The 22,848-nt window shown below is 75.9% G+C and carries 19 protein-coding genes; 11 read left to right on the top strand and 8 right to left on the bottom strand.

Annotated elements, in window-relative coordinates; genetic code table 11:
• Positions 1-13 precede the first annotated feature (13 nt).
• The 4 genes from AB0K43_RS20335 to AB0K43_RS20320 form a co-directional block, all read right to left on the bottom strand.
• Complete coding sequence (locus AB0K43_RS20335; protein WP_363641622.1) at positions 14-1,411, bottom strand: family 2B encapsulin nanocompartment shell protein; 1,398 nt, start codon at positions 1,409-1,411, stop codon at positions 14-16.
• Between the two features lie 350 nt (positions 1,412-1,761).
• Positions 1,762-3,660: a protein kinase gene (locus AB0K43_RS20330; RefSeq protein ID WP_363641620.1), complete on the bottom strand. Its 1,899-nt coding sequence runs from the start codon at positions 3,658-3,660 to the stop codon at positions 1,762-1,764.
• Positions 3,661-3,748: 88 nt separating this feature from the next.
• Complete coding sequence (locus tag AB0K43_RS20325; protein WP_363641618.1) at positions 3,749-4,039, bottom strand: hypothetical protein; 291 nt, start codon at positions 4,037-4,039, stop codon at positions 3,749-3,751.
• Entirely contained in the window at positions 4,032-4,607 is a 576-nt protein-coding gene (locus AB0K43_RS20320) for an HAD domain-containing protein (RefSeq protein ID WP_363641616.1), read from the bottom strand. Before AB0K43_RS20320 ends, AB0K43_RS20325 begins: the two co-directional genes overlap by 8 nt.
• 31 nt (positions 4,608-4,638) lie before the next feature.
• On the opposite strand from AB0K43_RS20320, the gene AB0K43_RS20315 reads away from it, so the two are divergent.
• The 8 genes from AB0K43_RS20315 (at position 4,639) to AB0K43_RS20280 (ending at position 12,031) form a co-directional block, all read left to right on the top strand.
• On the top strand, positions 4,639-4,890 hold the full coding sequence (locus AB0K43_RS20315; RefSeq protein WP_363641614.1) for a hypothetical protein: 252 nt from the start codon (positions 4,639-4,641) through the stop codon (positions 4,888-4,890).
• Between the two features lie 186 nt (positions 4,891-5,076).
• Positions 5,077-5,661 (top strand): ECF RNA polymerase sigma factor SigK, encoded by a 585-nt coding sequence (gene sigK, locus AB0K43_RS20310; protein ID WP_363641612.1) that lies wholly within the window; start codon positions 5,077-5,079, stop codon positions 5,659-5,661.
• On the top strand, positions 5,658-6,413 hold the full coding sequence (locus AB0K43_RS20305; protein WP_363641610.1) for an anti-sigma factor: 756 nt from the start codon (positions 5,658-5,660) through the stop codon (positions 6,411-6,413). Before sigK ends, AB0K43_RS20305 begins: the two co-directional genes overlap by 4 nt.
• A gap of 159 nt (positions 6,414-6,572) precedes the next feature.
• Complete coding sequence (locus AB0K43_RS20300) at positions 6,573-7,871, top strand: FAD-dependent oxidoreductase (protein WP_363641734.1); 1,299 nt, start codon at positions 6,573-6,575, stop codon at positions 7,869-7,871.
• Positions 7,868-8,695, top strand: a complete 828-nt coding sequence (locus tag AB0K43_RS20295) for a DUF1365 domain-containing protein (protein ID WP_363641608.1) — start codon at positions 7,868-7,870, stop codon at positions 8,693-8,695. The genes AB0K43_RS20300 and AB0K43_RS20295 overlap by 4 nt, the downstream gene beginning before the upstream one ends.
• Positions 8,692-9,981, top strand: coding sequence for a cyclopropane-fatty-acyl-phospholipid synthase family protein (locus AB0K43_RS20290; RefSeq protein ID WP_363641606.1), 1,290 nt, complete (start codon positions 8,692-8,694; stop codon positions 9,979-9,981). The genes AB0K43_RS20295 and AB0K43_RS20290 overlap by 4 nt, the downstream gene beginning before the upstream one ends.
• Complete coding sequence (locus AB0K43_RS20285; protein WP_363641604.1) at positions 9,978-11,237, top strand: cyclopropane-fatty-acyl-phospholipid synthase family protein; 1,260 nt, start codon at positions 9,978-9,980, stop codon at positions 11,235-11,237. The genes AB0K43_RS20290 and AB0K43_RS20285 overlap by 4 nt, the downstream gene beginning before the upstream one ends.
• Positions 11,234-12,031, top strand: coding sequence for a DUF1295 domain-containing protein (locus tag AB0K43_RS20280; protein WP_363641602.1), 798 nt, complete (start codon positions 11,234-11,236; stop codon positions 12,029-12,031). The genes AB0K43_RS20285 and AB0K43_RS20280 overlap by 4 nt, the downstream gene beginning before the upstream one ends.
• A 94-nt stretch (positions 12,032-12,125) precedes the next feature.
• On the opposite strand, the gene AB0K43_RS20275 is transcribed toward AB0K43_RS20280, so the two are convergent.
• Both AB0K43_RS20275 and AB0K43_RS20270 read right to left on the bottom strand, forming a co-directional pair.
• Positions 12,126-12,908, bottom strand: coding sequence for a glucosamine-6-phosphate deaminase (locus AB0K43_RS20275; RefSeq protein WP_363641732.1), 783 nt, complete (start codon positions 12,906-12,908; stop codon positions 12,126-12,128).
• Between the two features lie 143 nt (positions 12,909-13,051).
• Entirely contained in the window at positions 13,052-13,990 is a 939-nt protein-coding gene (locus AB0K43_RS20270; RefSeq protein ID WP_363641600.1) for an RICIN domain-containing protein, read from the bottom strand.
• Between the two features lie 276 nt (positions 13,991-14,266).
• Between AB0K43_RS20270 and AB0K43_RS20265 the strand changes: the two genes are divergently transcribed.
• From AB0K43_RS20265 to AB0K43_RS20255, 3 genes are read left to right on the top strand one after another with little or no spacing between them, the layout of a single operon-like run.
• Positions 14,267-14,863: a sigma-70 family RNA polymerase sigma factor gene (locus AB0K43_RS20265; protein WP_363641598.1), complete on the top strand. Its 597-nt coding sequence runs from the start codon at positions 14,267-14,269 to the stop codon at positions 14,861-14,863.
• Positions 14,860-16,896, top strand: a complete 2,037-nt coding sequence (locus AB0K43_RS20260; protein WP_363641596.1) for a hypothetical protein — start codon at positions 14,860-14,862, stop codon at positions 16,894-16,896. Before AB0K43_RS20265 ends, AB0K43_RS20260 begins: the two co-directional genes overlap by 4 nt.
• 55 nt (positions 16,897-16,951) lie before the next feature.
• The gene (locus AB0K43_RS20255) at positions 16,952-21,583 is read left to right on the top strand and encodes an FtsK/SpoIIIE domain-containing protein (RefSeq protein ID WP_363641594.1); all 4,632 of its coding nucleotides are present in this window, start codon (positions 16,952-16,954) and stop codon (positions 21,581-21,583) included.
• A gap of 51 nt (positions 21,584-21,634) precedes the next feature.
• On the opposite strand, the gene AB0K43_RS20250 is transcribed toward AB0K43_RS20255, so the two are convergent.
• Both AB0K43_RS20250 and AB0K43_RS20245 read right to left on the bottom strand, forming a co-directional pair.
• Positions 21,635-21,940: a WXG100 family type VII secretion target gene (locus AB0K43_RS20250; protein WP_363641592.1), complete on the bottom strand. Its 306-nt coding sequence runs from the start codon at positions 21,938-21,940 to the stop codon at positions 21,635-21,637.
• A 48-nt stretch (positions 21,941-21,988) separates the two neighbouring features.
• Positions 21,989-22,798: a hypothetical protein gene (locus AB0K43_RS20245; protein WP_363641590.1), complete on the bottom strand. Its 810-nt coding sequence runs from the start codon at positions 22,796-22,798 to the stop codon at positions 21,989-21,991.
• Positions 22,799-22,848 lie beyond the last annotated feature (50 nt).

Genomic DNA, 22,848 nt, shown 5'->3' with positions numbered 1-22,848 from the left:
TCGGTGGCTCCGGTCACGCCGCTGCTCCGATCTGGCAGTTCTCCAGCAGCCCGAGCGCGTCGGGGACCAGGACGGCGGCGGAGAAGTAGGCGGTGACCAGGTAGCGCATGACGGCCTGCTGGTTGACGCCCATGAAGCGGACGTTCAGCCCGGACTCCACCTCCTCGGGCAGTTCCTGCGGCCGCAGGCCGATGACGCCCTGCTGCTTCTCCCCGAAGCGCATCGCCATGATGGTGGAGGTGTAGGTGTCGGAGACCGGAATCTTGGAACAGGGGTAGATCGGGACGCCGCGCCAGGCGGGCACCTTGCGGCCGTTGACCTCGACGGGGTCGGGGTGCAGGCCTCGGCTGTTGCACTCGCTCAGGAACGCGGCGATCACCTTGGGATGGGCGAAGAACGCGTGGGTGGAGCGCCGCATGGCGAGCAACTGGTCGAGGTCGTCCGGGGTGGGCGGGCCGCTGCGGGTGGAGATCCGCTGCTCGTACGCGGCGTTGTGCAGCAGTCCGAACTCGCGGTTGTTGACGATCTCGTGCTCCTGCCGCTCGCGGAGCTCCTCCACGGTCAGCCGCAGCTGCTGCTGCAGCTGGTCCATCGGGTCGTTGTACAGGTCCGCGACCCGGGTGTGGACCTGGAGCACCGTCTGGGCGAGCGACAGCTCGTACTCCCTGGGCGCGAGTTCGTAGTCGACGAAGGAGGTGGGCAGTGGTGGCTCGCCGTGGTGGCCGGCGCTCACCGCGATCTCGGCCTCGCCCTTGCGGTTGACGGCGCGCTTCGCGCGGCTGCGGAAGGCGTCGGTGTGCGTCCGCAGGGAGGGGGTGCGGTCGAGGATCTCGCGGTACCGGGCCCATGGCAGGACGAGCAGGGTGGTGTCGGTGGCGGCCCTGAGGGTGGCCGACCACTCGGCCCCGGGCCGCAGATGCGCCTCGTCGCCCAGGTGGGCGCCGTCGGTCACCACGCCCAGCAGCTGGGGCTCGCCGTACTTCCCGGCGACGATCCGCTCGAGGCGGCCGTGGGCGATGAGGAAGACCTCCTCGACCGGCTGCCCCTGGTGGGCGAGGAGGTCACCGGACCGGATGTGCCGGGGCTCGAACCGGGCGGCGATCTCGGTGAGCACGTCCTGGTCGGGGTAGTCGCGCAGGGCGGGGAGTGCGTCGAGGGATCCGGGGACCACGCGGACCTGGTCCGCGCCCTGCTGGACGAAGAGCACCCGGCCCGGGCCGGTCTTGAGGGCGAGCCGCCGGTTGACCCGGTAGGTGCCGGCCGCGACGTCCACCCAGGGCATGGCCCGTAGCAGGTTGCGGGAGGTGATGGCCTGCATCTGCGGTTCGGACTTGGTGGTGGTCGCCAGCAGCCTGGCGGCCTGCGTGGACAGGCTCGACAGCGGCACGGGTGGTACTCCCAGGCCAAGCATGACTACTCCTCGAGGAAAGGCGCCCACCGGGCCGGCCGGGGCGCGAACTCACCGCAACTGCACGCAGGACGAACCGGCCGCTCACCTGCCTGCCTTCGGGAGCGGCAGGACGGCGCTCGGCGCTGCGGACGCTGATCGATCCCCCCGGACTGATCCGACGGCTTCCGAGGATCATGATTGCGGAGCCGGGCCGGGCAACGGGACAAAGGACTGCAACAGACCGAATGCGATCGTTCTGGTTCGTACAGTAAGGAAGCGGCCTCGAACGGAGATCCATCACCCGGCTGGCGAACGCGTCTGCCGGGTAGGCCGGCTGACGAAAGGTCAGGTGCGGCGCCCGCGCCGGCGGCTCACTGCGCTGAACCCACCGCGCCCGCGGGGAGCTTCGAGCCGTCGGCCATGGTCAGCGTGCACATCACATAGCGGAACCCCTGGTTCCAGCCGGTCTCGCCGCCCGTCCAGGCGCTGACCTCGTGGCCGCCGGTGCGGTAGGCCGCGTACTGCTGCGCGCAGAGCTTCAACGAGTCGGTCTCGCTCGCCGACTTGTAGGTCACGTTCCCGGGCGGCACGACGAAGCCCAGCACCTGCTCCGCGTGCGGCACGTTGCAGTCCGCGAGCACGGTGGACTGGCTGCCGTCCTCCTTCGTGGTGCTGTCCACGCAGTCGCCGACCGAGGTGTCGGCCAGGTAGATCTCCTGGCCGACCGGCCGGAAGGTGCCCACCGGCCCCACGATCCCGGTGGACCTGCCGAAGACCAGGCAGGGCATGGCGCGCACGCCACCGGCCCAGCCCTGCTCGCTCGGCGGGATGGCGTACGCCCGGGCATCCGGCAGCGACTCGACGGTGGTGCGCAGCCGGGCGGCGCAGATGGCGTTGCCGTTCTGCGTCGCATCGCTGAGCGAGGTCACCTCCGCCATGTCGAGGGCCTGACCGTCCGGGGTGTCCTTGACGCAGTCCAGGAGCCCGAGCCTGGGCAGCCCCTGGAACTTCTCCCCGTTCCACACGGCGGAGACGCAGTCGCCCCGGTGCAACTCCTGCTGCAGCCCCACGGCCTCCCCGTACGGCGGGACCGGTCCGGTGGCCGTCGCGGGCGACGGACCGCCCACGGCGGAGGTCTGGGACGAGGACGAGGAGGTGGTGCCCGAGCCGCCGATCAGGGCGGCCCCGGCCCACACGGCGCCGCCGACGAGCAGGACGGCGGCCGCGACGATCGCCGCGGTCCGGCCGGCCGGCATCCGGCGTCGTCGGCGGATCACCCGCGTGCCCGGCGGTACCGGCGAAGGCGGCATCGGTGTGGAGGGCCCCGGCGCAGGGGGGACCGGTGCAGGGGGGACCGGTGCGGGCGGGGCCGGGATCGTCGGGGGCCCGGGATCGGGCGGGGCCTGGACCGCGGCGAGCCTGCGGGCGGCCTCCTCGCCCCGCATCCGCGCCGCCGGGTCCTTGACCAGCAGGCCCTTGACGACGGACGCCAGGGGCTCCGTGACCTGGGCCGGCAGCGTGACCTCGTCGAGCATCAGTGCGGTGAGGGAGGCGGCATCGGTGTCCGCGTCGAAGGGGCCCTCGCCGGAGACGGTGAAGTACAGCGTCGCGCCGAGCGCGAACAGGTCGGCCTCCGGGCTCGGCTCCCCGCCGCGCGCCCGCTCCGGCGACAGGTAGCCGGGGGTCCCCACGATCCCGGACGCCGCGGTGAGCCGGGTCTCCCCCGAGGCCGGATCCAGGGCGATGCCGTAGTCGGCCAGCAGCACCTGCCCCTCCTCCGCCGGGTGCGCCGTCCGGGCCGCGGGGCTGGTCAGGAGGATGTTGGCCGGCTTGACGTCCCGGTGCAGGACACCCAGCCGGTGACCCTCGGTCAGGGCGTCCAGGACGGCCAGCCCGATGCGCGCGGCCTCCGCGGGCGGCAGCGGCCCGTACCGGCGCACGACGGCCTCCAGGTCCGTCGCGCCGGGCACGTACTCCATCACGATCCACGGCAGCCCGTGCTCCTCGACGACGTCGTGCACCGTGGCGACGTGCGGATGGTTCCGCAGCCTGGCGGCGTGCCGCGCCTCGCCGCGGGCCCTGGCGATCCGTGCGGCCAGCTCCTGCTCCGTCAGGGTCGGGGGGACGTCGATCTCCTTGAGCGCGACCTCGCAGTCCAGCACCGCGTCATGGGCGAGCCAGACCCGCCCCATCCCTCCGGAGCCGAGCCGCCGCACCAAGGTGTAGCGCCCTGCGATCACCCGTCCTGCACCGTCTGCGGCCCCTGTCATGGTCAACAACGTAGGGCGTCCGAAATACCGGGGCAATCAGGGCAGATCGAACAGGTGACGGGGCCACGACCGGGTGCCCCGGGCCCGGTCAGGGGCGGTGCAGGGCCCCGAACAGGGTGGGCGGCGGCTCCAGCCCGAGGACGGTGGACAGCACCGCGCGCGGCTCGGCCGCCACCGGCTCGCGGGTCGTCGCCGAGGCCGCGGCGGCGAGTTCGTCGGCGGCCTGCGAGAGCGCCCCGGCCACGTCGTCCAGCTCGGCCCAGCGGCCGGCGTCCACCGCCAGGGCGCAGCGGTGCACCAGGGTGAGGACGCGCGCGTACCGTTCACCGAGCTGCTCGGCGACCGCGGGCGGCCCGTCGGGCACCTGATTCTCACTCATGCCCCGACCGTAGGGGCGCCCGGCGGCCGGTGCCACCCGGGGCGGGCCGCCGGAGCCAGGCGCCGAGGACGCGGTAGTCCGCGGCGGTGAGGCCGCGCCGCGGGTCGACCCGGTGCAGCAGGGCCCGGCCCGGGTGGTGGGCGGCCACCCAGGCCAGGTCGGCGTCGGTGATCTCGTCGTCGACCCAGGCGAACGCGCGCCCGGCGGCCCGGGCGACCAGGGTGCGGGTCTTCCAGTGCAGCCCGGCCCGCTCGGCCGGGCCCTCCTCGTCCGCGGGGTCCGGCCAGCGCACCACCGGGAGCGGCGGCAGGCCGAGCCGCGGGGCGATGCACTCGTTGGCCTCGTCCTCCCAGGTGGTGGCCCAGACCGGGGTGCAGGGCAGCGCCGACAGTCGAGGCCCGTGCGCCGGGTCGACCCTGGCCAGCAGCGGGTTGGAACTGCCCGGTGGCTCCGGCGCGGTGCGGTAGGTCGGGTGGCCGTCCGGGTGCTCCGGCGGGGGTGGGCCGAACGGGATGAGCGGGCCGTCGACGTCGAGGAAGAGCAGCGGGCGCCCGGCGGGATCGGTCATCCGTGCACCGTAGCCGGTAGGTTTCGCCGTCATGGATGAATTCTCCGAGGACGCCGTCCGCAGCCGTGAGGACCTCGCCGCGTACATTCGGGCACTGCACCGCGCGTTCGTGGATCACGGTCACGAGTGGGAGAACGGCACGCTCGGCCCGTTCCTGGAGGCGCTGGCCTCCTGGACCGAGGACGCGGACGGCTGGTACCGGAACTTCGGGCAGGAGCTGCCGCCCGGGGGTGACTGGACCTTCCTGGCCCGGGCCCTCGGGGCGGCGACCGTGTACGAGTAGGCCGGCCGGAACCAATCCGGTCGGACGTCCGCTCCGAACAAGCGGTGCCGGAGGCCCGCGCGGGCCGCCGGGCCGCGCCGTCCCCTGGAGGTCACCGATGCCAGCCGCCCACCCGATGGACCCGCTCCGGGCCCGTCCGCCACGACCGGTGGCCCCGGCCCCGGTCCGTAGCCGGGGGGTGGCCGGGTGAACACCGTCGTCCACCTGTCGGGGCCGCACCGGCGCGGCCCGGACCTGCGGGAGCTGGTCGCCAAGGTCGCCTTCGGCGACCAGGACGCCTTCGGGCGCCTGTACGACGCGGTGGCCGGGCCGGTGCTCGGGCTGATCCGCCGCGTGCTGCGCGACCCCGCGCAGTCCGAGGAGGTGGCGCAGGAGGTGATGCTGGAGGTCTGGCGGACCGCCTCCCGCTACCGGCCGGAGCGGGGCGAGGTGATGTCCTGGGTGCTGACCATGGCGCACCGGAGGGCCGTCGACCGGGTCCGGGCCGCCCAGGCCGCCGCCGACCGTGACCAGCGGGCCGCCGCGCAGTCCCACGCCCCCGCCTTCGACGAGGTGGCCGAGCAGGTCGAGGGCCGGCTCGAACGCGAGCAGGTGCGGCGCTGCCTGCAGATGCTGACCGAACTCCAGCGCGAGTCCGTCACCATGGCGTACTACCGGGGCTACTCCTACCGTGAGGTCGCCGACATGCTCGGTTCGCCGCTGGGCACCGTCAAGACCCGTATGCGGGACGCCCTGATCCGGCTGCGGGACTGCCTGGGGGTGGGGTCATGACGATCGCCGCGGATCTGCACACGCTCACCGGGGCCTACGCGGCCCACGCGCTCGGCGAGGAGGAGCGGCAGGCCTTCGAGCGCCACCTCGCGCAGTGCCCGGCCTGCGCGCAGGAGGTACGGGAGTTCACCGCGACGCTGGCCCGGCTCGGGGCGGCCGAGGCGGTCGTCCCGCCGGCCGAGCTGAAGGCCAGGGTGCTGGCCGGGATCGGGACGGTGCGCCAGCTCGCGCCCGCCACCGCCGACCCGGACGCCGCCGGCCCGGCCGGCCACCGCCTGGGCCGCTCGGGCCGCCGGTGGCCCGCGCTGGCGCTGGCCGCCTCGGTCGCCCTGGCGGCCCTGCTCGGCGGGCTCGCCTACCAGCAGCACGACCGGGCCGACCGGGCCCAGGCCCGGGCCACCGCCCTCCAGCAGCAGCAGGCCCGCTTCGGCGCCCTGCTGACCGCGCCGGACGCGCGGACGGCCACCGCCACGGCCGGCTCCGGGGTCGGCACGGTGGTCTGGTCGGAGAGCCTCGGCCGGGCCGGCTTCCTCGCCTCCGGCCTGCCGGCCCTGCCCGCCGGCCGGACCTACCAGGTGTGGTTCAACGACGCGGGCACCATGCGGCCCGCCGGTCTGCTGTCCGCCTCCGCCGGCTCGCTGGTGCTCGACGGCCCGATCGACGGGGCGGCCGGCATCGGCGTCACCGTGGAGCCGGCCGGCGGCTCGCCGCACCCCACCGCGGCGCCGATGATGCTCCTCGGCTTCACCTGACGGAGCCTCGGTCGACCCGCCCCCGGTCGACCAATCCGCTGCGGCGAGTGCTCCGAATGGCTGGTGGAGCACAAGTGGCAGGACCGGGCCGGCGACGGCCCGGCCCGCGGATCGACAGGGGTGCACGTGACCATGCCGGAGACCGTCCGAGCCGTCAGGATGCCGGCCGCCCGCCGCCCGGGCGGACCGCGCCGGATCGCCGTGGTCGGCAGCGGCGTCGCCGGGCTGACCGCCGCGTACCAACTGCAGCGCGGTGGCGCCGAGGTGGAGCTGTTCGAAGCCGACGGGCGCCTCGGCGGGCACGCCCACACCCAGCAGGCGGTCGGCGCGGACGGCCGTACCGTGGCGCTGGACACCGGCTTCCTGGTGCACAACCGCCGCACCTACCCGCACCTGGTGCGGCTGTTCGCCGAGCTCGGGGTGGCCACCCGGGAGAGCGAGATGAGCATGTCGGTGCGGTGCGACGGCTGCGGCCTGGAGTACGCCGGCTCGCGCGGCCCGGCCGGCCTGCTCGCCCAGCCCGGCGCGCCGCTGCGCGGGCGCTACCTGCGGATGCTCGCCGAAGTCCCGGTCTTCCACCGCCGGGCCCGCAGGCTGCTGGCCGACCCGCAGGGCGGCGACCCGACGCTGCGTGAGTTCCTGGCCGCGGGCGGCTTCTCCCGGTACTTCGTCCACCACTTCATGACCCCGGTGGTGGCGGCCGTCTGGTCCTGCGCCCCCGACCTGGCGGGCGACTACCCGGCCCGGTACCTCTTCACCTTCCTGCAGAACCACGGGATGCTCGGCGTCACCGGCTCGCCGGCCTGGCGGACGGTGGTCGGCGGCTCGCGCGGCTACGTCGACCGGATCGCCGAGCGGCTGACGGCGGTGCACCGCGGCGCGCCCGTCCGGGCGGTGACCCGGCATCCCGACGGCGTCGAGCTGGTCACCGAGGACGGCCGGCGCACCGGGGCGGACGCCGTCGTGGTCGCCACCCACCCGGACCAGGCGCTCACGCTGCTGGCCGACCCGACCGGCGCCGAGCGCGAACTCCTCGGCGCCTTCCGGTACTCCCGCAACCCCACCGTGCTGCACCGCGACCCCAGCCGGCTGCCCCGCGCGGTCCGGGCCCGGGCCTCCTGGAACTACCGGATGCCCGACTGCGCCGGCCGCGCCGCACAGGTGCAGGTCAGCTACCACCTCAACCGGCTGCTCGGCCTGGACACCGCCGAGGACTACCTGGTCACCCTCAACGAGGACCCGGAGCATCCCGTCCCCGCCGAGCACGTGCTCTCGCGCACCGTCTACGAGCACCCGATCTACACCCGCGAGGCGCTCGCCGCCCAGCGCCGGCTGCCCGAACTCAACACAGTCCGCACCGCGTTCGCCGGCGCCTACCACGGCTGGGGCTTCCACGAGGACGGCTGCCGGGCCGGCCTCGCCGCCGCCGAAGCACTCGCCGGGGTGACGGCGCGATGACCCCGGCCCCGCTGCCGGGGCCGTGGGGCGCGGCGCTGTACGAGAGCACGGTCACCCACGTGCGCAGCGCGCCGCTGCGGCACCGGTTCCGGCACCGCACCTTCCTGTGGCTGGTCGACCTCGACCGGCTGCCGCACCTGCCCCTGGCGCTGCGGCCGCTGGCCCGGTTCCGGTCGGCCGATCACCCCGGCGACCCGCGGCTCACCCTGCGGCAGAACCTCGACCGGTACCTGGCCGGCGAAGGGGTCGACCTGGCCGGCGGCCGGGTGCTGATGCTGACCCAGGCCCGCTCGCTCGGGCACGTCTTCAACCCGCTCACCGTCTACTGGTGCCACACCCCCGACGGGCGGCCTGCCTGCACCGTCGCCGAGGTGCACAACACCTACGGCGGTGCGCACCGCTACCTGCTGCGGCCCGACCCGCGCGGGCGGGCCGTGGTGGCCAAGGAGTTCTACGTCTCCCCGTTCTTCCCGGTCGACGGCAGCTACCGGATGTCGCTGCCCGAGCCGGGGGAGCGGCTGGCCCTGGTCGTCCAGCTGGAGCGCGCGGGCGGCCGCCCGTTCACCGCCGCCGTGCGCGGCACCCGCCGGGCGGCCGGGCCCGCGGCCCTGCTCCGGGCGGCGCTGCGGCACCCGTTCGCCACCTGGGCCGTCCCGCTGGACATCCGGCGCCAGGGCATCCGGCTGCTGCTGCGCGGCCTGCCCGTCCAGCCCCGGCCCCGCACCTGTCCGCAGACCCGGCAGCCCGTGCCCCAGCAGCTCCGGACCCAGCCCCAGCCCCAGCAGCCCGAGCCCCGCGCCGAGGAAGAGGTACCCCACCCGTGACCCAGCAAGCCTTCCACCCCGCCCAGCAGCGGCCGGTGCCCGTCGACCCCGCGCGCTGGCCCGACGTGGCCCGCGTCCCCGACGCGCCGGTCCGTGCCCTGGTGGCCGAGCGGCTGCTGCGCCGGGTGGCCCACCGCCGCCGGCTGCGGGTCGAACTGTCCGGCGGGCGGCTGCTCGTGCCCGCGCCCGAGGGCGCGCCGGTGCTGCGCCTGCACCGGCCGGAGGACTTCTTCCACCGGATCGGCGCCACCGGGCTGATCGGCTTCGGCGAGGCCTACCAGGCCGGCGACTGGGACTCGCCCGACCTGGTCGCCCTGCTCACCGAACTCGCCACCGCCCCGGAGACGCTGGTGCCGACCGGCGCCCAGTGGCTGCGCCGGCTGTACGTGCAGCGGCAGCCCGAGACCGAGCGGCCGTCGACGGCCAACGCCCGGCGCAACATCGGCCGCCACTACGACCTCTCCAACGAGCTGTTCGCGCTCTTCCTCGACCCGACCATGACCTACTCCTCCGCGGTCTTCCCGACCGGCCCCGGCGGCCGGCCCGAAGCCGGCTGGGACACCCTGGTCGAGGCCCAGCACCGCAAGATCGACCAGCTGCTCGACCTGGCCCGGGTCGGCCCCGGCACCCGCCTGCTGGAGATCGGCACCGGCTGGGGCGAACTCGCCCTGCGGGCCGCCGCCCGCGGCGCGCGGGTGGTCAGCCTCACCCTGTCCGAGGAGCAACTCGCCCTGGCCCGGCGCCGGATCGCCGAAGCCGGCCAGGCCGACCGGGCCGAGGTGCGGCTCTGCGACTACCGGGCCGCCGAGGGCGAGTACGACGCGGTGGTCAGCGTGGAGATGATCGAGGCGGTCGGCCGCCCGTTCTGGCCGGTCTACTTCAGCACCATCGACCGGGTGCTGGCCCCCGGCGGCCGGGCCGCCCTGCAGGCGATCACCATGCCGCACGAGCGGATGCTCGCCAGCAGCGAGACGTACACCTGGATCCTCAAGTACATCTTCCCCGGCGGCCTGATCCCCTCCGTCCGGGCCATCGCGCAGACCGCCGACCGGTACACCGGCCTGCACCTCAGCTACTGCCGCCCGTACGGCGCGCACTACGCCGAGACGCTCCGGCTCTGGCGCGAGCGCTTCGCCGAACGCGGGGCCGAGGTCGCCGAGCTCGGCTTCGACCAGGTCTTCCGCCGGATGTGGGAGCTCTACCTGGCCTACTCGGAGGCCGGGTTCAGGACCGGCTACCTCGACGTGCAGCAGCTGCTGCTCACCCGGGAGGGGAACGCCCGATGACCGCTGCCGCCCGCCTCGCCCCGCTGATCGGCGAACTCCTGGGCAGCCCGCTGCCGTTCCGGCTGCGCGCCTGGGACGGTTCGACGGCCGGGCCCACCGACGCGCCGACCGTCATCCTGCACAACCGCCGGGCGCTGCGGCGGCTGGTCTGGCAGCCCGGCGAACTCGGCCTGGCCGACGCCTACATCAGCGGCGACCTGGACGTCGAGGGCGACCTCGGCACCGGGCTCCTGCGGATCCGCCGGGCGCTGGCCGGCCACACCACCGTCCGGCCGGCCCCGCGCGACTGGCCCCGGCTGCTGGCCGCCGCCACCCGGCTCGGTGTCCTCGGCCCCCGGCCCGGCCCGCCCGCCGCCCGGGCGGCCGTCCGCGGTGAACCGCACAGCAGGGCCCGCGACCGGGCGGTGATCAGGCACCACTACGACCTGTCCAACGAGTTCTACGCCCTGCTGCTCGGCTCGGCGATGGCGTACTCCTGCGGCTACTGGACGCCGAAGGCCGACACCCTCGCCGAGGCGCAGGACGCCAAGTTCGACCTGATCTGCCGCAAACTGGGCCTGGAGCCCGGCATGCGGCTGCTGGACGTGGGCTGCGGCTGGGGCGCGCTCGCCGTGTACGCGGCCAGGCACCACGGGGTGCGGGTCACCGCGGTCACCCTCTCGCGGCGGCAGTACGAGTTCGGCCGGGCACTGGCGGAGGAGGCCGGGGTGGCCGACCGGATCGAGTTCCGCCGCCAGGACTACCGCGAGCTCGCCGAGGGCGCCTTCGACGCGGTCAGCTGCGTGGAGATGGGCGAGCACGTCGGCGACCGGGAGTACCCGGCCTTCGCCGCCCGGCTGTTCGCGCTGCTGCGGCCCGAGGGGCGGCTGCTGGTGCAGCAGATGTCCCGCGGCCGCACCGCCCCCGGCGGCGGCGCGTTCATCGAGGCGTACATCGCCCCCGACATGCACATGCGGCCGGTCGGGGAGACCGTCGCCCTGCTGGAGGACGCCGGCCTGGAGGTCCGCCAGGTGGAGGCGCTGCGCGAGCACTACGCCCGCACCATCGACGCCTGGCACCGGCGGCTGGAGGAGTTCCGGAGCGAGTTCGTGGCGCTGGTCGGCGTCCCGGTCTTCCGGCTCTGGCGGCTCTACCTGGTGGGCAGTTCGCAGGCCTTCGCGCAGCGCCGGATGGGCGTCGACCAGATCCTCGCGGTCCGGCCCACCGCCGACGGCGGCTGCGCCCTGCCGGCCACCTGCGCGGAGTGGTACCGGTGAACGGGGCCGCCTTCGCGGTCGGCCTCGCGGCCGGTGCCGGCGCGGCGCTCGTGGTGCTGCTGGCCGCCTTCGCGGTGGGCCTGCGCACCGGGCGCCACCGGGGCGTGGACGTCGCCTGGGGCCTGGGCTTCGCGGCGGTCGCGCTGACCGGCTACGGGCTCTCGGCCGGGTACGGCGATCCCGGGCGGCGTGCCCTGGTCACCGCCCTGGTGGTGGTCTGGGGGGTGCGGCTGGCGGTGCACATCGGGCGGCGCTCCCGGGGCCAGGGCGAGGACCCGCGGTACGCGGCGATGCTCGCCCGGGCACCGGCCGGCGCGGAGGGCCGGTACGCGCTGCGGAAGGTCTACCTGCTCCAGGCGGGGATCCTCTGGTTCGTCGCACTGCCGGTCCTGGCCGCCCAGTACCTGCCCGACCGGCTCGGACCGCTCGCCTGGGCGGGCACCGGGCTGTGGGCGGTGGGGCTGTTCTTCGAGGCGGTCGGCGACCGGCAGTTGGACCGCTTCAAGGCCGACCCGGCCAACCGGGGGAAGGTGATGGACCGGGGCCTGTGGCGCTACACCCGGCATCCCAACTACTTCGGCGACGCCTGCGTCTGGTGGGGCCTGTTCCTGTTCGCCGCCGGGGCGCCGATCGGCTGGGCCTTCGTCGCGAGCCCGCTGCTGATGACCTGGCTGCTCGCCTTCGGGAGCGGGAAGCCGCTGCTGGAGCGGCAGCTGGCGGCGCGCAAGCCCGGATGGGCCGAGTACGCGGCGCGGACCAGCCCGTTCCTGCCGCTGCCGCCGCGGCGGGGGTGAGCGGCGGGCGCGGTCCTCGGGCGCGATCCTCGGGTGCGGGGCGGGTGCGGGGCGGGGCGCCCGGCCCGGCGGTGCCGGGCGCCCCGCCGGGGACCTACAGCTTCTGCCAGGACGGCTTGGCGGCGTAGGTGTCCCGGAAGTAGCCGGCGAGCTTGAGGCCGGATGCGGCGGCCTCGTCGACGACCACGGTGGCGTGCGGGTGGAGCTGGAGCGCCGAGGCCGGGACCATGGCGGACAGCGGCCCCTCGACGGACAGCGCGACGGCCTCGGCCTTCGCCTCGCCGGTCGCCAGCAGCACCAGGTGGCGGGCCTCCAGGATGGTCCCGATGCCCTGGGTGATCACGTGGTGCGGGACGTCGTCCAGGCTGTCGAAGAACCGGGCGTTGTCCTCGCGGGTCTGCCGGGTCAGCGTCTTGATCCTGGTCCGGGAGGCGAGCGAGGAGCAGGGCTCGTTGAAGCCGATGTGCCCGTCGGTCCCGATCCCGAGCAGCTGGAGATCGACCCCGCCGGCCTCGGCCAGCGCCCGGTCGTAGGCGGTGGCCGCGGCGGCGATGTCCTCGGCGTTGCCGTCCGGACCGATGAAGGAGGCCTCGGTCAGGCCGAGCGGCTCGACCACCTCGCGCAGCACCACCGAGCGGTAGGACTCCGGGTGACCCGCCGGGAGGCCGACGTACTCGTCCAGCTGGCAGATCCGCGCCCGCGAGGCGTCCAGCTCGGCGGCCTGCACCCGGGCGGCCAGGGCCTGGTAGATCGGCAGCGGCGTCGACCCGGTGGCGACACCGAGCAGCGCGTCCGGCTTGACCGAGAGCAGGTCGGCGATCGCCGCGGCGATGAGCTCACCACCTGCGGCGGCGTCGGGGACGATCACTATTTCCATCTGGTTCACCGTTCTGAGCGACATGGAGGTCTAGACCAGTCTCTCGTGAGATCCGCCCGCACGTCCACCCGGTCCACCCGTCGGTACGTGGGCCGGGCGTGGGCCGGGCGTGGGCGGGGTGCGGCGCGGCGGCTCGGCCGGTGTCAGCGCAGGTACCACTTCTGGTTGGACGTGCCCGCGCAGTCCCAGAGTTGGAGCGCGGTGCCGTTCGCGGTGCCCAGGTCCTTGGCGTCCACGCACTTGTTCGCCTGCGGGTTCACCAGGTCGCCGGCGCCGCTGAGGACGAACCGCTGGGCCGGGCCGCCGTTGCAGTTGACCAGCTGGATCACGGCGCCGTTGGCCACCGACGCCCAGGCGACGTCCATGCACAGGCCGAGCGAGCGGACCGAGCCGTCGGAGCGGAAGTCCCACTTCTGCCAGGCGGCGCCGGTGCAGTCCTGGAGCTGCAGCGGGGCGCCGTCGGCGGCCTTGGCCCCGGCCACCCCGATGCACCGCCCCGAGCCGCGGCCGGCCACCTGGTTGCCGGGGGCCGGTGCGGCGGCGGTCTGCCGAGGGGCGGCCGGCTGCGCGGCCGAGGGCGGTGCGGCCGGGGCGGGGGCCGCGGCCTGCGGCTGACCGGTCGCCGGTGCGGTGCGGTAGACCGTCTGACCCCCACCACCCCCGCCACTGCCGCCGGCGGCCGGTGGTGCGGCGGCGGGGGCGGCCCCGTCGGGCGCGGCGGCCTCGACCGTGACCGTGGCGGCCGGAGCCGGTGCCGGCGCGCCGTCGGGGGCGCGGGTGGCGGCGGAGCCGCCGGGGGTGGCCCGGGTCGAGCCGCCGGGCGTCGACGGGCGGCCGGTCGGGGGAGCGGCGGCGGCGACCGGCCGGCCCGCCCCGGTGGCCCCGGGCCGGTCGGCCGGCCAGGACAGCTGGGCGGACCCGAGCGCGATCGCGCCCACCAGGGCTGCGGTCGCCGCCGTGGTGGCCCAGACCCGAGCCCCGGGCAGCAGCCCGCGCGCCGGTTTCGGGGTGTGCCGGGCGAAGGTGTCGGCGAAGCGCGCGGTCGCGTGCGGCCGGGCCGCCGGCAGGTCGGACGGGGACACCGGGCCTCCAGGGAGCGTACGGGTGGGGCGGACACCGTCCCGCACCGCCGCCACGGCCGCGTGAACAATCGCCGGTCCTCACGTGGCTGACAGTCAACTTGTCGGCGGAGTTGGTCAGTTGACCACCGAGGTGTGATCCCGCGTTCACCGTCCGATGAACCGCCGGACGGCCGGTGTCAGTAGCGTGACGGCCCGTTGGGGGTGTGCGGCATCGGCGCACACGACACGGGCCCCGCCGCCGCTGCCGATCGCCGACCGATCAGGAAGAGCAGTCCCATGGAGTACCGCGCCGGCGCGGCCCTGCGGCCGCCGGACCGCCTTCCGCCGCCACCCGACACCCCGATCGAGCGCACCGGGGCCGAGCGCTGTGCCGAGCTGCTGCTGGCCGAGCGCGACGCCCTCCAGCGGTTCGTCGGCGGGCTGGTCGGAGGCGACCAGCACCACGCCGAGGACATCGTCCAGGAGACCCTGCTGCGCGCCTGGCAGCTGGCCGACCGACTGGACTGGCACGACCTGCCGATCCGGATGTGGCTCTTCCGGGTCGCCCGCAACCTGCTCATCGACGGCTGGCGCAAGGACCGGACCGTCCCGGTCGGCATCGACGCCGAGGGCTTCCCGGACCGGGCCCCGGTCTCGGACCACGCCGCGCAGGTGCTGGACCGCCGGGTGCTGGTCGACTCGCTCCGCTCGCTCGACCCGATCCACCGGGAGGCAGTCGTGCACGTCCATCTGCTCGGCCGGACCGGCGCGGACGCGGCCCGGGCCCTCGGCATCCCCGGCGGGACGCTGAAGTCCCGTACCCACTACGGCGTCCAGGCGCTCCGCCGGCACCTCGCCGCCCAGGGCGTCGTGCCGCGGGCGATGGCCTCGTGACCGCCGCCGCGGCCGCGCCCACGGGCACGGCCACCCTGTTCGGCCTGGCCGGCCTGCTGGTACTGCTCGCCGTCCTGGCCCACCTCGCCGCCCGCCGGGCCGGCGGCTGGCGGACGGTGCGGCGCGCCCTGCGCCGGGAGGCCGGGGCCACCGCCGCCGCGTTCGCCGCCCCCGTCCGCAACCTGCTGCGGCACCGCCGGGCGCTGCGGCTGCTCGGCCGGCTGCTGGGCGATCAGGCCGGCTGGGCCGACGCCGAACGGGCCGCGCTGGGTGCCGCCCAGGTGCCCCGCGTGCGGCCGTACGGGGTGCTGCTCGGCCCCACCGCGCTGGGCGTGCTGGTGGCCTGCGGGCCCGCTCCGGTGCCGGGGCCGCCCGAGCCCTGGGTCGCGGACGGCGACGATCCGCGGCTGTGGTGGATCGACCGCTCGGACGCGGCCCGGCTGCCCACCGGGGCCCGTCCGGCGCCACTGCTGGCCGCCTTCGGCACCGACGGCGGGCACGCCGTCCTCCTCGACCTGGCCTGCGGCCCCGCCGTCACCGAGATCGGCGGCGACCGGAGCACCGCCCGGGCCGTGCTGCAGGCCGTGGCGGCGCAGCTGGACACCCGGCTGCCGACCGGCGCGGTGACGGTCGCCGCCGGCGTCCACCCCCGGCACGAGGGCCCGGACCCGGCCGCCGCCCTGGCCGCGGCGGGGCCGGCCGGAGCGGGCGGGCGTCCGGCCTTCGTGGTCTGCGCCCGGGCCCCCGAGGAAGCCGCTGCGCCCGCCGGGGTGCGGCTGCTGACCCTGGGCGGGGCCCGGGGGTCGGCCCGCCTGGTCACCGCCGACCGGGGCGCGCTGGAGGTGCGCGGCACCGGGCTGCGGATCGACCCGACCGCGCTCGCCGCCGCGACCGCCCGGAACCTTCGGCTGGTCCCGCCCTACCCCGCCTTCGACGCCGGACCGGCCGACGACGGCGACCTGGTCGAAGCCCTTCCGGCACTCCCCGCCGGGCCCGACCGCCCGACCGAGGAGCCCGTGGACCTGCCGGGCCGCTCGGCGGTCGGCCGGACGCTGTCCCGGCCGGAGCCGTCTGGCGCCCGGCACCCGGACGGACCGGATGGACCGGACGGACCGGGTTTGCCGGTGGCGCCGGGAGTGTCGGACGCACCGGTTGGGGCAGTTGGGCCGTTCGGCCCGGCGAGACCGACTGGGTCCGCAGCACCCAAAGCGCCGGGTGGCCCGGTGAGCCCGGCGGCGCCGCGAGTGCCGGGCGTGCCGTTCGGCCCATCGCGATCGACCGGGGCCGAAGCGCTGGAAACGCCTGGTGGACCGGGTGGGCCGGTCGGTTCGGCTGCGTCGAGGGATTCGGTCGGACCGTCCGCGCCCGCAGGACCGGTTGGATCGGCCGGGTCGACCATGTCCGAAGCGCCGACTGCGCCGACTGTGCCGACTGCGCCGGTTGGACCGGTTGGACCGGCTGCGCCGCGAGGTCCGGTCGGGCAGTCTGCGCGGAGGGCACCGGCGGTGCCGGTAGGGGCGGTTGGGCCGTTCGGCCCGGCGAGACCGACCGGGGCCGAAACGCCGGTTGGATCGGCCGGGTCGGCCGTGCCCGCAGGGACTGAGGTACCGGCCGTGGCGCCCGCGGCGGGCCGGCGGCCCGGTCCGGTGCCCGAACGACCAGTGCTCGGCCGGGTGATGGGCCGGTCCCGGCCACGACCGGCGGACCAGCCCGCGACGTCCCCGGCGCCCGCGGTCCCGGACCCCGCCACCGAGGCGGTCCCCGCGTTCCGGCCTGGCCCCGTTCGCCGGGCCTCCGTCGGGCCGGACGATCCCGGGCAGGGCATCCGTGGCCGGCTCGCCCGCGGCACCCCGTCGCCACCGCCGCCCGGGCCCGGGAGCGCCGACGCGCTCGGCCCCGCCAGGCCGGTCCGGGCCGGGGAGGCTCCCTCCGGTCCGTGGCGGCGCCCCGCCGCGGCTGACGACGGTGATCTGGCCGAGCCGGAGCCGGAGAGCGCCGCGCCGGGGGTGTCCGCGTCCGCCCCCTCGTCCTGACCCGTCCGCCCCGCTGGCCTGCCCGCCCCGCCCCCGCCGGCTCCGATCTCCTGGAGTGCATCCGTTGAAGCTCACCGTCACGCTCGTGGACAGCGCCGACGACCGACGCCGCGACCACGTGTTGGACCTGCCCCCGTACGCGACCGTCGGGGACCTGGCCGCCGCCGTCGACGTCCGGCCGGTCGAGCGGGGTCCGCGCCAGGAGGCCGGCGCGGCCGGCGCGTCGGGGGCGTCGGCCGGGCCGGAGGCGTTCCTGGCGCGGGAGGGCGCGAGCGGGCCGCGCCGGCTGCACCTGGGCCCCGACGCGCTGGAGCCCGGCGCCCCGGTGGCCGGGGCGGGGGTGCGGGAGGGGGCGGTGCTGGGCCTGGGCGGCCCGGTGGAGCAGCCCGACCGGATCCGGATCGCCGGGCCGGACGGGCGGCCGGGGGAGCCGGCGCAGCTGGAGCTCCACCTGGTCTCCGGGCCGAGCGCCGGCCGGACCTGGCGGCTGGGGCCGGGCAGCCACGAGATCGGCTCGGACCCGGCCTGCGCCGTCCGGCTGGAAGGCGCGGGTGTGCCCGCCGGAGGCCTGTGGGTGACGGTCGGTCAGGACGGCGCCGGGTCCTGGCACCGCACCGGCGGCGCGCCGGGCGAGGTCCGCAGCTGCACCCCGGGGCCGCCCGAGCCGGAGACCCCCGCGGCCGGGCCGTACGCCGCCGATCCTAGCCCGAGCCCGGGGCCGGGCGCGGAGCCGGAGTCCGCGTCCCGGCTGCCCGGCGGCGCCACCGCCTGGCCGCTCGGCGGCGACCTCGCCGTGGGCCCGGTCCTGCTCCGGCTGGCCGCCCCGGTCGAGCCGGACGCCGCGGTGGTGCCCTCCGCGGACGGGATCGGCGTCGACTACAACCGCCCGCCGAGGATCGCCCCGCACCTGGACGCCGAGCGCGTCCGGCTGCCGATGCCGCCCACCGCGCCCTCGCGCCGGCCGTTCCCGCTGCTGCTGATGGTCGCGCCGATGATCCTGGGCATGGTCATGGTGGCGGTCTTCCACTCGTACTTCTACCTGGTGTTCATCCTCTTCAGCCCGCTGATGGCGCTCTCCAACTGGATCGTCGGCCGGCGCGGCGGCCGCAAGCAGCACGAGGAGGCCACCGCCGCCTACCGGCGCCGCCGCCGGGCACTGGAGGGGGAGATCCGCGCGGCGGCCGACCGGGAGCGCCGGGTGCGCGGGCTGGCCGGGCCGGACCCGGCGACGGTGGCGCTCACCGCGACCGGCCCCGGCAGCCGGCTGTGGGAGCGGCGCCGGCGCGACCCCGACCACCTGGTGCTCCGGCTGGGCACCGTCGACCAGCCGTCGGTGAAGGAGCTGGACGACCCGGCCCGGGACGAGAACCACCGCGCGGTGCGCTGGAACATCCCCGACGTCCCGATCGGTGTGGAGATCCCCGACCACGGGGTGGTCGGGGTGGCCGGACCCGAGCCGTCCGTGCAGGCGCTCGCCCGCTGGCTGGTGGCGCAGAGCGCCGTCCTGCACAGCCCGCGCGACCTGCGCATCGTGGTGCTCACCGAGCAGCGGCGGGCGGACGGCTGGGCCTGGGTGCGCTGGCTGCCGCACCTGCGCCCGGCCGGCCCCGGCGGGCCGCTGGTCGCCATCGGCAACGACCCGGAGTCCACCGCCAACCGGATCTCCGAACTGGTCGCCCAGATCCAGGCCCGGCAGCGGGCGCTCGGCTCGTCCATGGGCAAGGCCATGTTCAACGAACCCGACGTGCTGGTGATCGCCGACGGCGCCCGGCAGCTGCGCGACGTGCCCGGCATGGTGCAGGTGCTCACCGAGGGCCCGCGGGTCCGGGTGTTCAGCATCTGCCTGGACGAGCAGGAGCGGCTGCTGCCCGAGGAGTGCGCCACCGTGGTGCTGACCGCCGGCCACCGGCTGACGGTGCGCCGCACCGGCGCGCCGGACCTCACCGAGGTGCGCGCCGACCAGGTGGACGCCGACTGGTGCGAGCAGATCGCCCGCGCGCTGGCGCCGGTCCGGGACGTCAGCCCCGAGCACGACGCGGGCCTGCCGCAGCAGGTCAAGCTGCTGGAGCTGCTGCGGCTGGAGCCGCCGCGCCCGGCCGACCTGGTCGAGCGCTGGCGCCGGCGGCCGGCCGCCACCAGCTTCCTGCTCGGCACCGGGTACGACGGGCCGCTGGCCCTGGACCTGGTGCGCGACGGCCCGCACGCCCTGGTCGCCGGCACCACCGGCTCCGGCAAGTCCGAGCTGCTGCAGTCCTTCGTCGCCTCGCTGGCGGCCGCCAACCGGCCGGACGAGCTGACCTTCGTCCTGGTCGACTACAAGGGCGGCTCCGCCTTCCGCGAGTGCGCCGAACTTCCGCACACCCTGGGCATGGTGACCGACCTGGACGCCCACCTGGTGGAGCGCGCCCTGGAGTCGCTCGGTGCCGAACTGCGCCGCCGCGAGCGGCTGCTGGCCGAGGTGGCGGCCAAGGACCACCCGGAGTACCGCTCCAAGCGGCTCGCCGACCCCGCGCTGCCGCCGCTGCCCCGGCTGCTGCTGGTGATCGACGAGTTCGCCACCCTGGTCCGCGAGGTGCCGGACTTCGTCCCCGGCCTGATCGGCATCGCCCAGCGCGGCCGCTCGCTCGGCATCCACCTGGTGCTGGCCACCCAGCGCCCGTCCGGCGCGGTCACCAGCGACATCCGTGCCAACACCAACCTGCGGATCGCGCTGCGGGTCACCGACGCCACCGAGAGCCAGGACATCATCGACACCTCGGAAGCCGTGCACATCCCCGCCTCCGCACCCGGCCGGGCCCTGGTCCGGCTCGGCCACCGCTCCACGGTGCCCTTTCAGGGCGCCTGGGTGGGCGCTGCCCGGCCCGCACCGGGCGCCTCCGGCGGGGCGGGCGCCACCCGGCCCAGGGCCGCCGTCCGGACCGCCGAGCTGTCCTGGACCAGGCTGGGCCGCCCGGTCGCGCTGCCGGCCCCGGAGGAGGACCCGGGCGCGCCCGCCGCCCCGGCCCCGACCGACCTGCAGGCCCTGGTGGCCGCCGTCCGGGAGGCCGCCGCCGGCCTGGACGACTTCGTCCGGCAGCCGAGCCCCTGGCTGCCCGCGCTGGAGGAGCAGGTCCTGCTGGACGACCTGCTCGACCTGCTGCCGGCCGGCGACGGCGACCTGCCGCCGATCCCGTACGCGCTGGAGGACGTCCCGCAGCTCCAGGAGCGCCGGGTCGCCACCGCCGACCTGGCCGTCTTCGGGCACCTCTACGTCATCGGCGCGCCCCGCTCCGGCCGCACCCAGGTGCTGCGCACCCTGGCCGGCGCGGCCGTCCGCACCGTCTCCTCGGCGGACCTGCACATCTACGGCATCGACGCGGGCGGCGGCGGCCTGGCCGCCCTGGACGCGCTGCCGCACTGCGGCGCGGTGGTCTCCCGGCACGACCTGGAGCGGCTGGAACGGCTGCTGCACCGGCTCACCGCCGAGCTGACCGGCCGCCAGGAGCTGTGCAGCGAGCGCAGCGCGGCCGGTCTGAACGAGCTGCGCGCCCTGCTGCCCAGGGCCGAGCGGCCCGCGCACATCCTGCTGCTGATCGACGGCTGGGACGCCCTCTCCGGCCTGCTGGACGACCACGACAACGGACGGCTGGTCGACCTGGTCACCCGGCTGCTGCGGGAGGGCGCGGCCGCCGGCATCCATGTGGTGGCCACCTCGGAGCGCTCGCTGCTGGGGGGCCGGCTGGCCGCCCACAACGACCACAAGCTGCTGCTGCGCCAGGGCGACCGCAACGACTACCAGCTGGTCGGACTCTCCCCGGGGAAGGTGCCCGCCGCGGTGCCGGCCGGACGCGGCTGGCACGCGCTCAGCGGCACCGAGACCCAGGTGGCGCTGCTCGCTCCCGGCGCCGGCGGGCAGGAGCAGGCCAGGGCGCTGGCCGTCCTCGGCGTCGAGGCGGCCCGCCGGGACGCCAAGGTGCCGGCCGCCCGGCGGCCCTTCCCGGTGGCCCCGCTGCCCCGGGCGGTCGACTTCGCCGACGCCTACGAGAAGGTCGACGCGGGCCTGCGGCGGCCGATGTGGGGCCTGCTGGGCCTGGGCGGTGACGACGCGGGCCCGGTCGGGGTGGACCTCGCCGGCTCGGCGGCGGCCTTCGCGGTGCTCGGCCCGCCCGGCTCCGGCCGCTCCACCGCGCTCGCCTCGCTCGCGGTCTCCCTGCTGGCCGGCGGCACCTCACTGGTGGTGCTGACCCCGCGCCACTCACCGCTGCGGGCGCTGGCCCGGCACGCGCAGGCCCGGGTGCTGACCGACCCGGATCCGTCCGCCGAGCAGGTGCAGGCCGCGCTGGACGAACTCGGCGGCCCCCGGGTGGTGGTGGTCGACGACGCCGACCTGCTGGCGATGCCGGCCTGCGACCGGATCCTCAAGGAGGTCGCCGCCTTCGGCCGCGACCGCGGCCTCGGCCTGCTCTACGCGGGCCCGGCGGACGCCCTCCAGGTCGCCATGGGCAGCTGGGTGACGGCCGCCAAGCGGGCCCGCCGCGGCCTGCTGCTGGCTCCCAAGAGCCTCCAGGAGGGCGACATGGTCGGGATCCGCCTCCCGGTCCACCTGATCCGCGCCACCCCGACCGCCGGCCGCGGCTGGACCACCGGCCGCGCCGGCGAGGCGATGGCCGTCCAGGTCCCGCTGACGGTGCTGCGCGCGGACGGCTGAACGGACGGAAGAGGGCCGGGGCACCCGCCCCGGCCCCCTTCCGTCCGCGGGTCAGCTGCCGCTCTCGCGCAGGCTGCTGGCCATGTCGGAGTCCATCTGGTGCATCTGGTCCTTGATCTGCCGGAACTGCTTGGCGAAGCCCTTGATGCCGTCCATGGCGGCCAGCAGGCTGGTGTTGAACTTGTCGTAGGCCTCCTGCATCGCGGGGCTGGACTGCTGGAACACCATGCCGTCGCCGAGCAGGTTGTTCACGTCGTTCTTCAGGTCGTTGAGCATCGGCACGATGTTGTCGCTGGCCGAGTCCAGCCGGGCCGAGGTGGCCTCGATCTTGTCGAAGTCCAGGGAGATGTTGGGCATGGTCGTCCTTTCGACGGGGCAACGCGGAACGGGTCAACTGCGAACGGGTCAGTACATGGTCGGCGGGTCGTAGTCCGGCTCCTGCTCCGGCGGGCCGCCGCCGACCTGCTGCCACTCCTGCCCGGGCCCGCCGCGGTGGTAGTCGGTCTTCACCCCGTCGTTGTCGGTGACGGTCATGTCGCCGGTGCCGTCGTCGTGCAGGTGCGTCTCGGCGTGGTTCTTGGTGCCGTCGGAGTACACCGTGTCGGTGGTGAAGGAGTGGCCGTTGTCGGTGTAGCTGGTGGTGGAGGTGTAGGTCTGGCCGTCGTGGGTGACGGTCGTCTCCTCCTTGATCACGTTGTTGTGGTCGTCCAGCGTCAGGTGGGTGTGGACCTGCCCGTTGGCGGTGTTGATGGTCTGGTCGACCGGCGGCGCGCCCGGGTCGGTGGCGCTGCAGAACTCCGGTGTCCGGCCGTGCTCGTCGGGGTGGCACTGGTCGGCGTGCGCATTGCGGTAGTCCCAGGCCGCCCGGCGGTTGCGCCAGTCGTCCAGGCCCATGTTGGCGCCCATCACGCCCAGCCCGTCGGCGATCTGCGCGTCCACGTCGAAGTAGGCGTCGGCGACCGAGCCGAAGACGTCGCCGAGCTGCTTGAGGTGGTCCACGGCCCGGTTCATCGGGTCCTTGGAGAGCCGGTACAGGCTGCGGAACCCGTTGGTCACGTTGGGATCGCCGAACACCGCCTGCGCGTCGCCCAGACTGCCCGAACCGTACTGCGAGAACAGGCTGTTGTGCAGCGCCGGCGAGATCCGGTCGGCCAGGTCGTGCAGGTCCTTGCGGGCCTCGTTGAGGATCCCGTAGTCCATCGCGAAGTCGGGCAAGAGTCCCTCCGGTCGGGGTTCGGCACGGTGCTCCGCCCTGTCCACGCGGC

The organism is Kitasatospora sp. NPDC049258 (assembly GCF_040678895.1).
GTDB lineage: Bacteria > Actinomycetota > Actinomycetes > Streptomycetales > Streptomycetaceae > Kitasatospora.
This window is presented reverse-complemented; position numbering and strand designations above follow the sequence as displayed.

Bases quoted from the DNA above. Each gene is read 5' to 3' on its own strand.
- AB0K43_RS20335 (WP_363641622.1), bottom strand. From the start codon at position 1,411: ATGCTTGGCCTGGGAGTACCACCCGTGCCGCTGTCGAGCCTGTCCACG.
- AB0K43_RS20320 (WP_363641616.1), bottom strand. From the start codon at position 4,607: ATGACCGATCCCGCCGGGCGCCCGCTGCTCTTCCTCGACGTCGACGGC.
- AB0K43_RS20300 (WP_363641734.1), top strand. From the start codon at position 6,573: ATGCCGGCCGCCCGCCGCCCGGGCGGACCGCGCCGGATCGCCGTGGTC.
- AB0K43_RS20330 (WP_363641620.1), bottom strand. From the start codon at position 3,660: ATGACAGGGGCCGCAGACGGTGCAGGACGGGTGATCGCAGGGCGCTAC.
- AB0K43_RS20285 (WP_363641604.1), top strand. From the start codon at position 9,978: ATGACCGCTGCCGCCCGCCTCGCCCCGCTGATCGGCGAACTCCTGGGC.
- AB0K43_RS20325 (WP_363641618.1), bottom strand. From the start codon at position 4,039: ATGAGTGAGAATCAGGTGCCCGACGGGCCGCCCGCGGTCGCCGAGCAG.
- AB0K43_RS20295 (WP_363641608.1), top strand. From the start codon at position 7,868: ATGACCCCGGCCCCGCTGCCGGGGCCGTGGGGCGCGGCGCTGTACGAG.
- AB0K43_RS20305 (WP_363641610.1), top strand. From the start codon at position 5,658: ATGACGATCGCCGCGGATCTGCACACGCTCACCGGGGCCTACGCGGCC.
- AB0K43_RS20275 (WP_363641732.1), bottom strand. From the start codon at position 12,908: ATGGAAATAGTGATCGTCCCCGACGCCGCCGCAGGTGGTGAGCTCATC.
- AB0K43_RS20315 (WP_363641614.1), top strand. From the start codon at position 4,639: ATGGATGAATTCTCCGAGGACGCCGTCCGCAGCCGTGAGGACCTCGCC.
- AB0K43_RS20250 (WP_363641592.1), bottom strand. From the start codon at position 21,940: ATGCCCAACATCTCCCTGGACTTCGACAAGATCGAGGCCACCTCGGCC.
- AB0K43_RS20265 (WP_363641598.1), top strand. From the start codon at position 14,267: ATGGAGTACCGCGCCGGCGCGGCCCTGCGGCCGCCGGACCGCCTTCCG.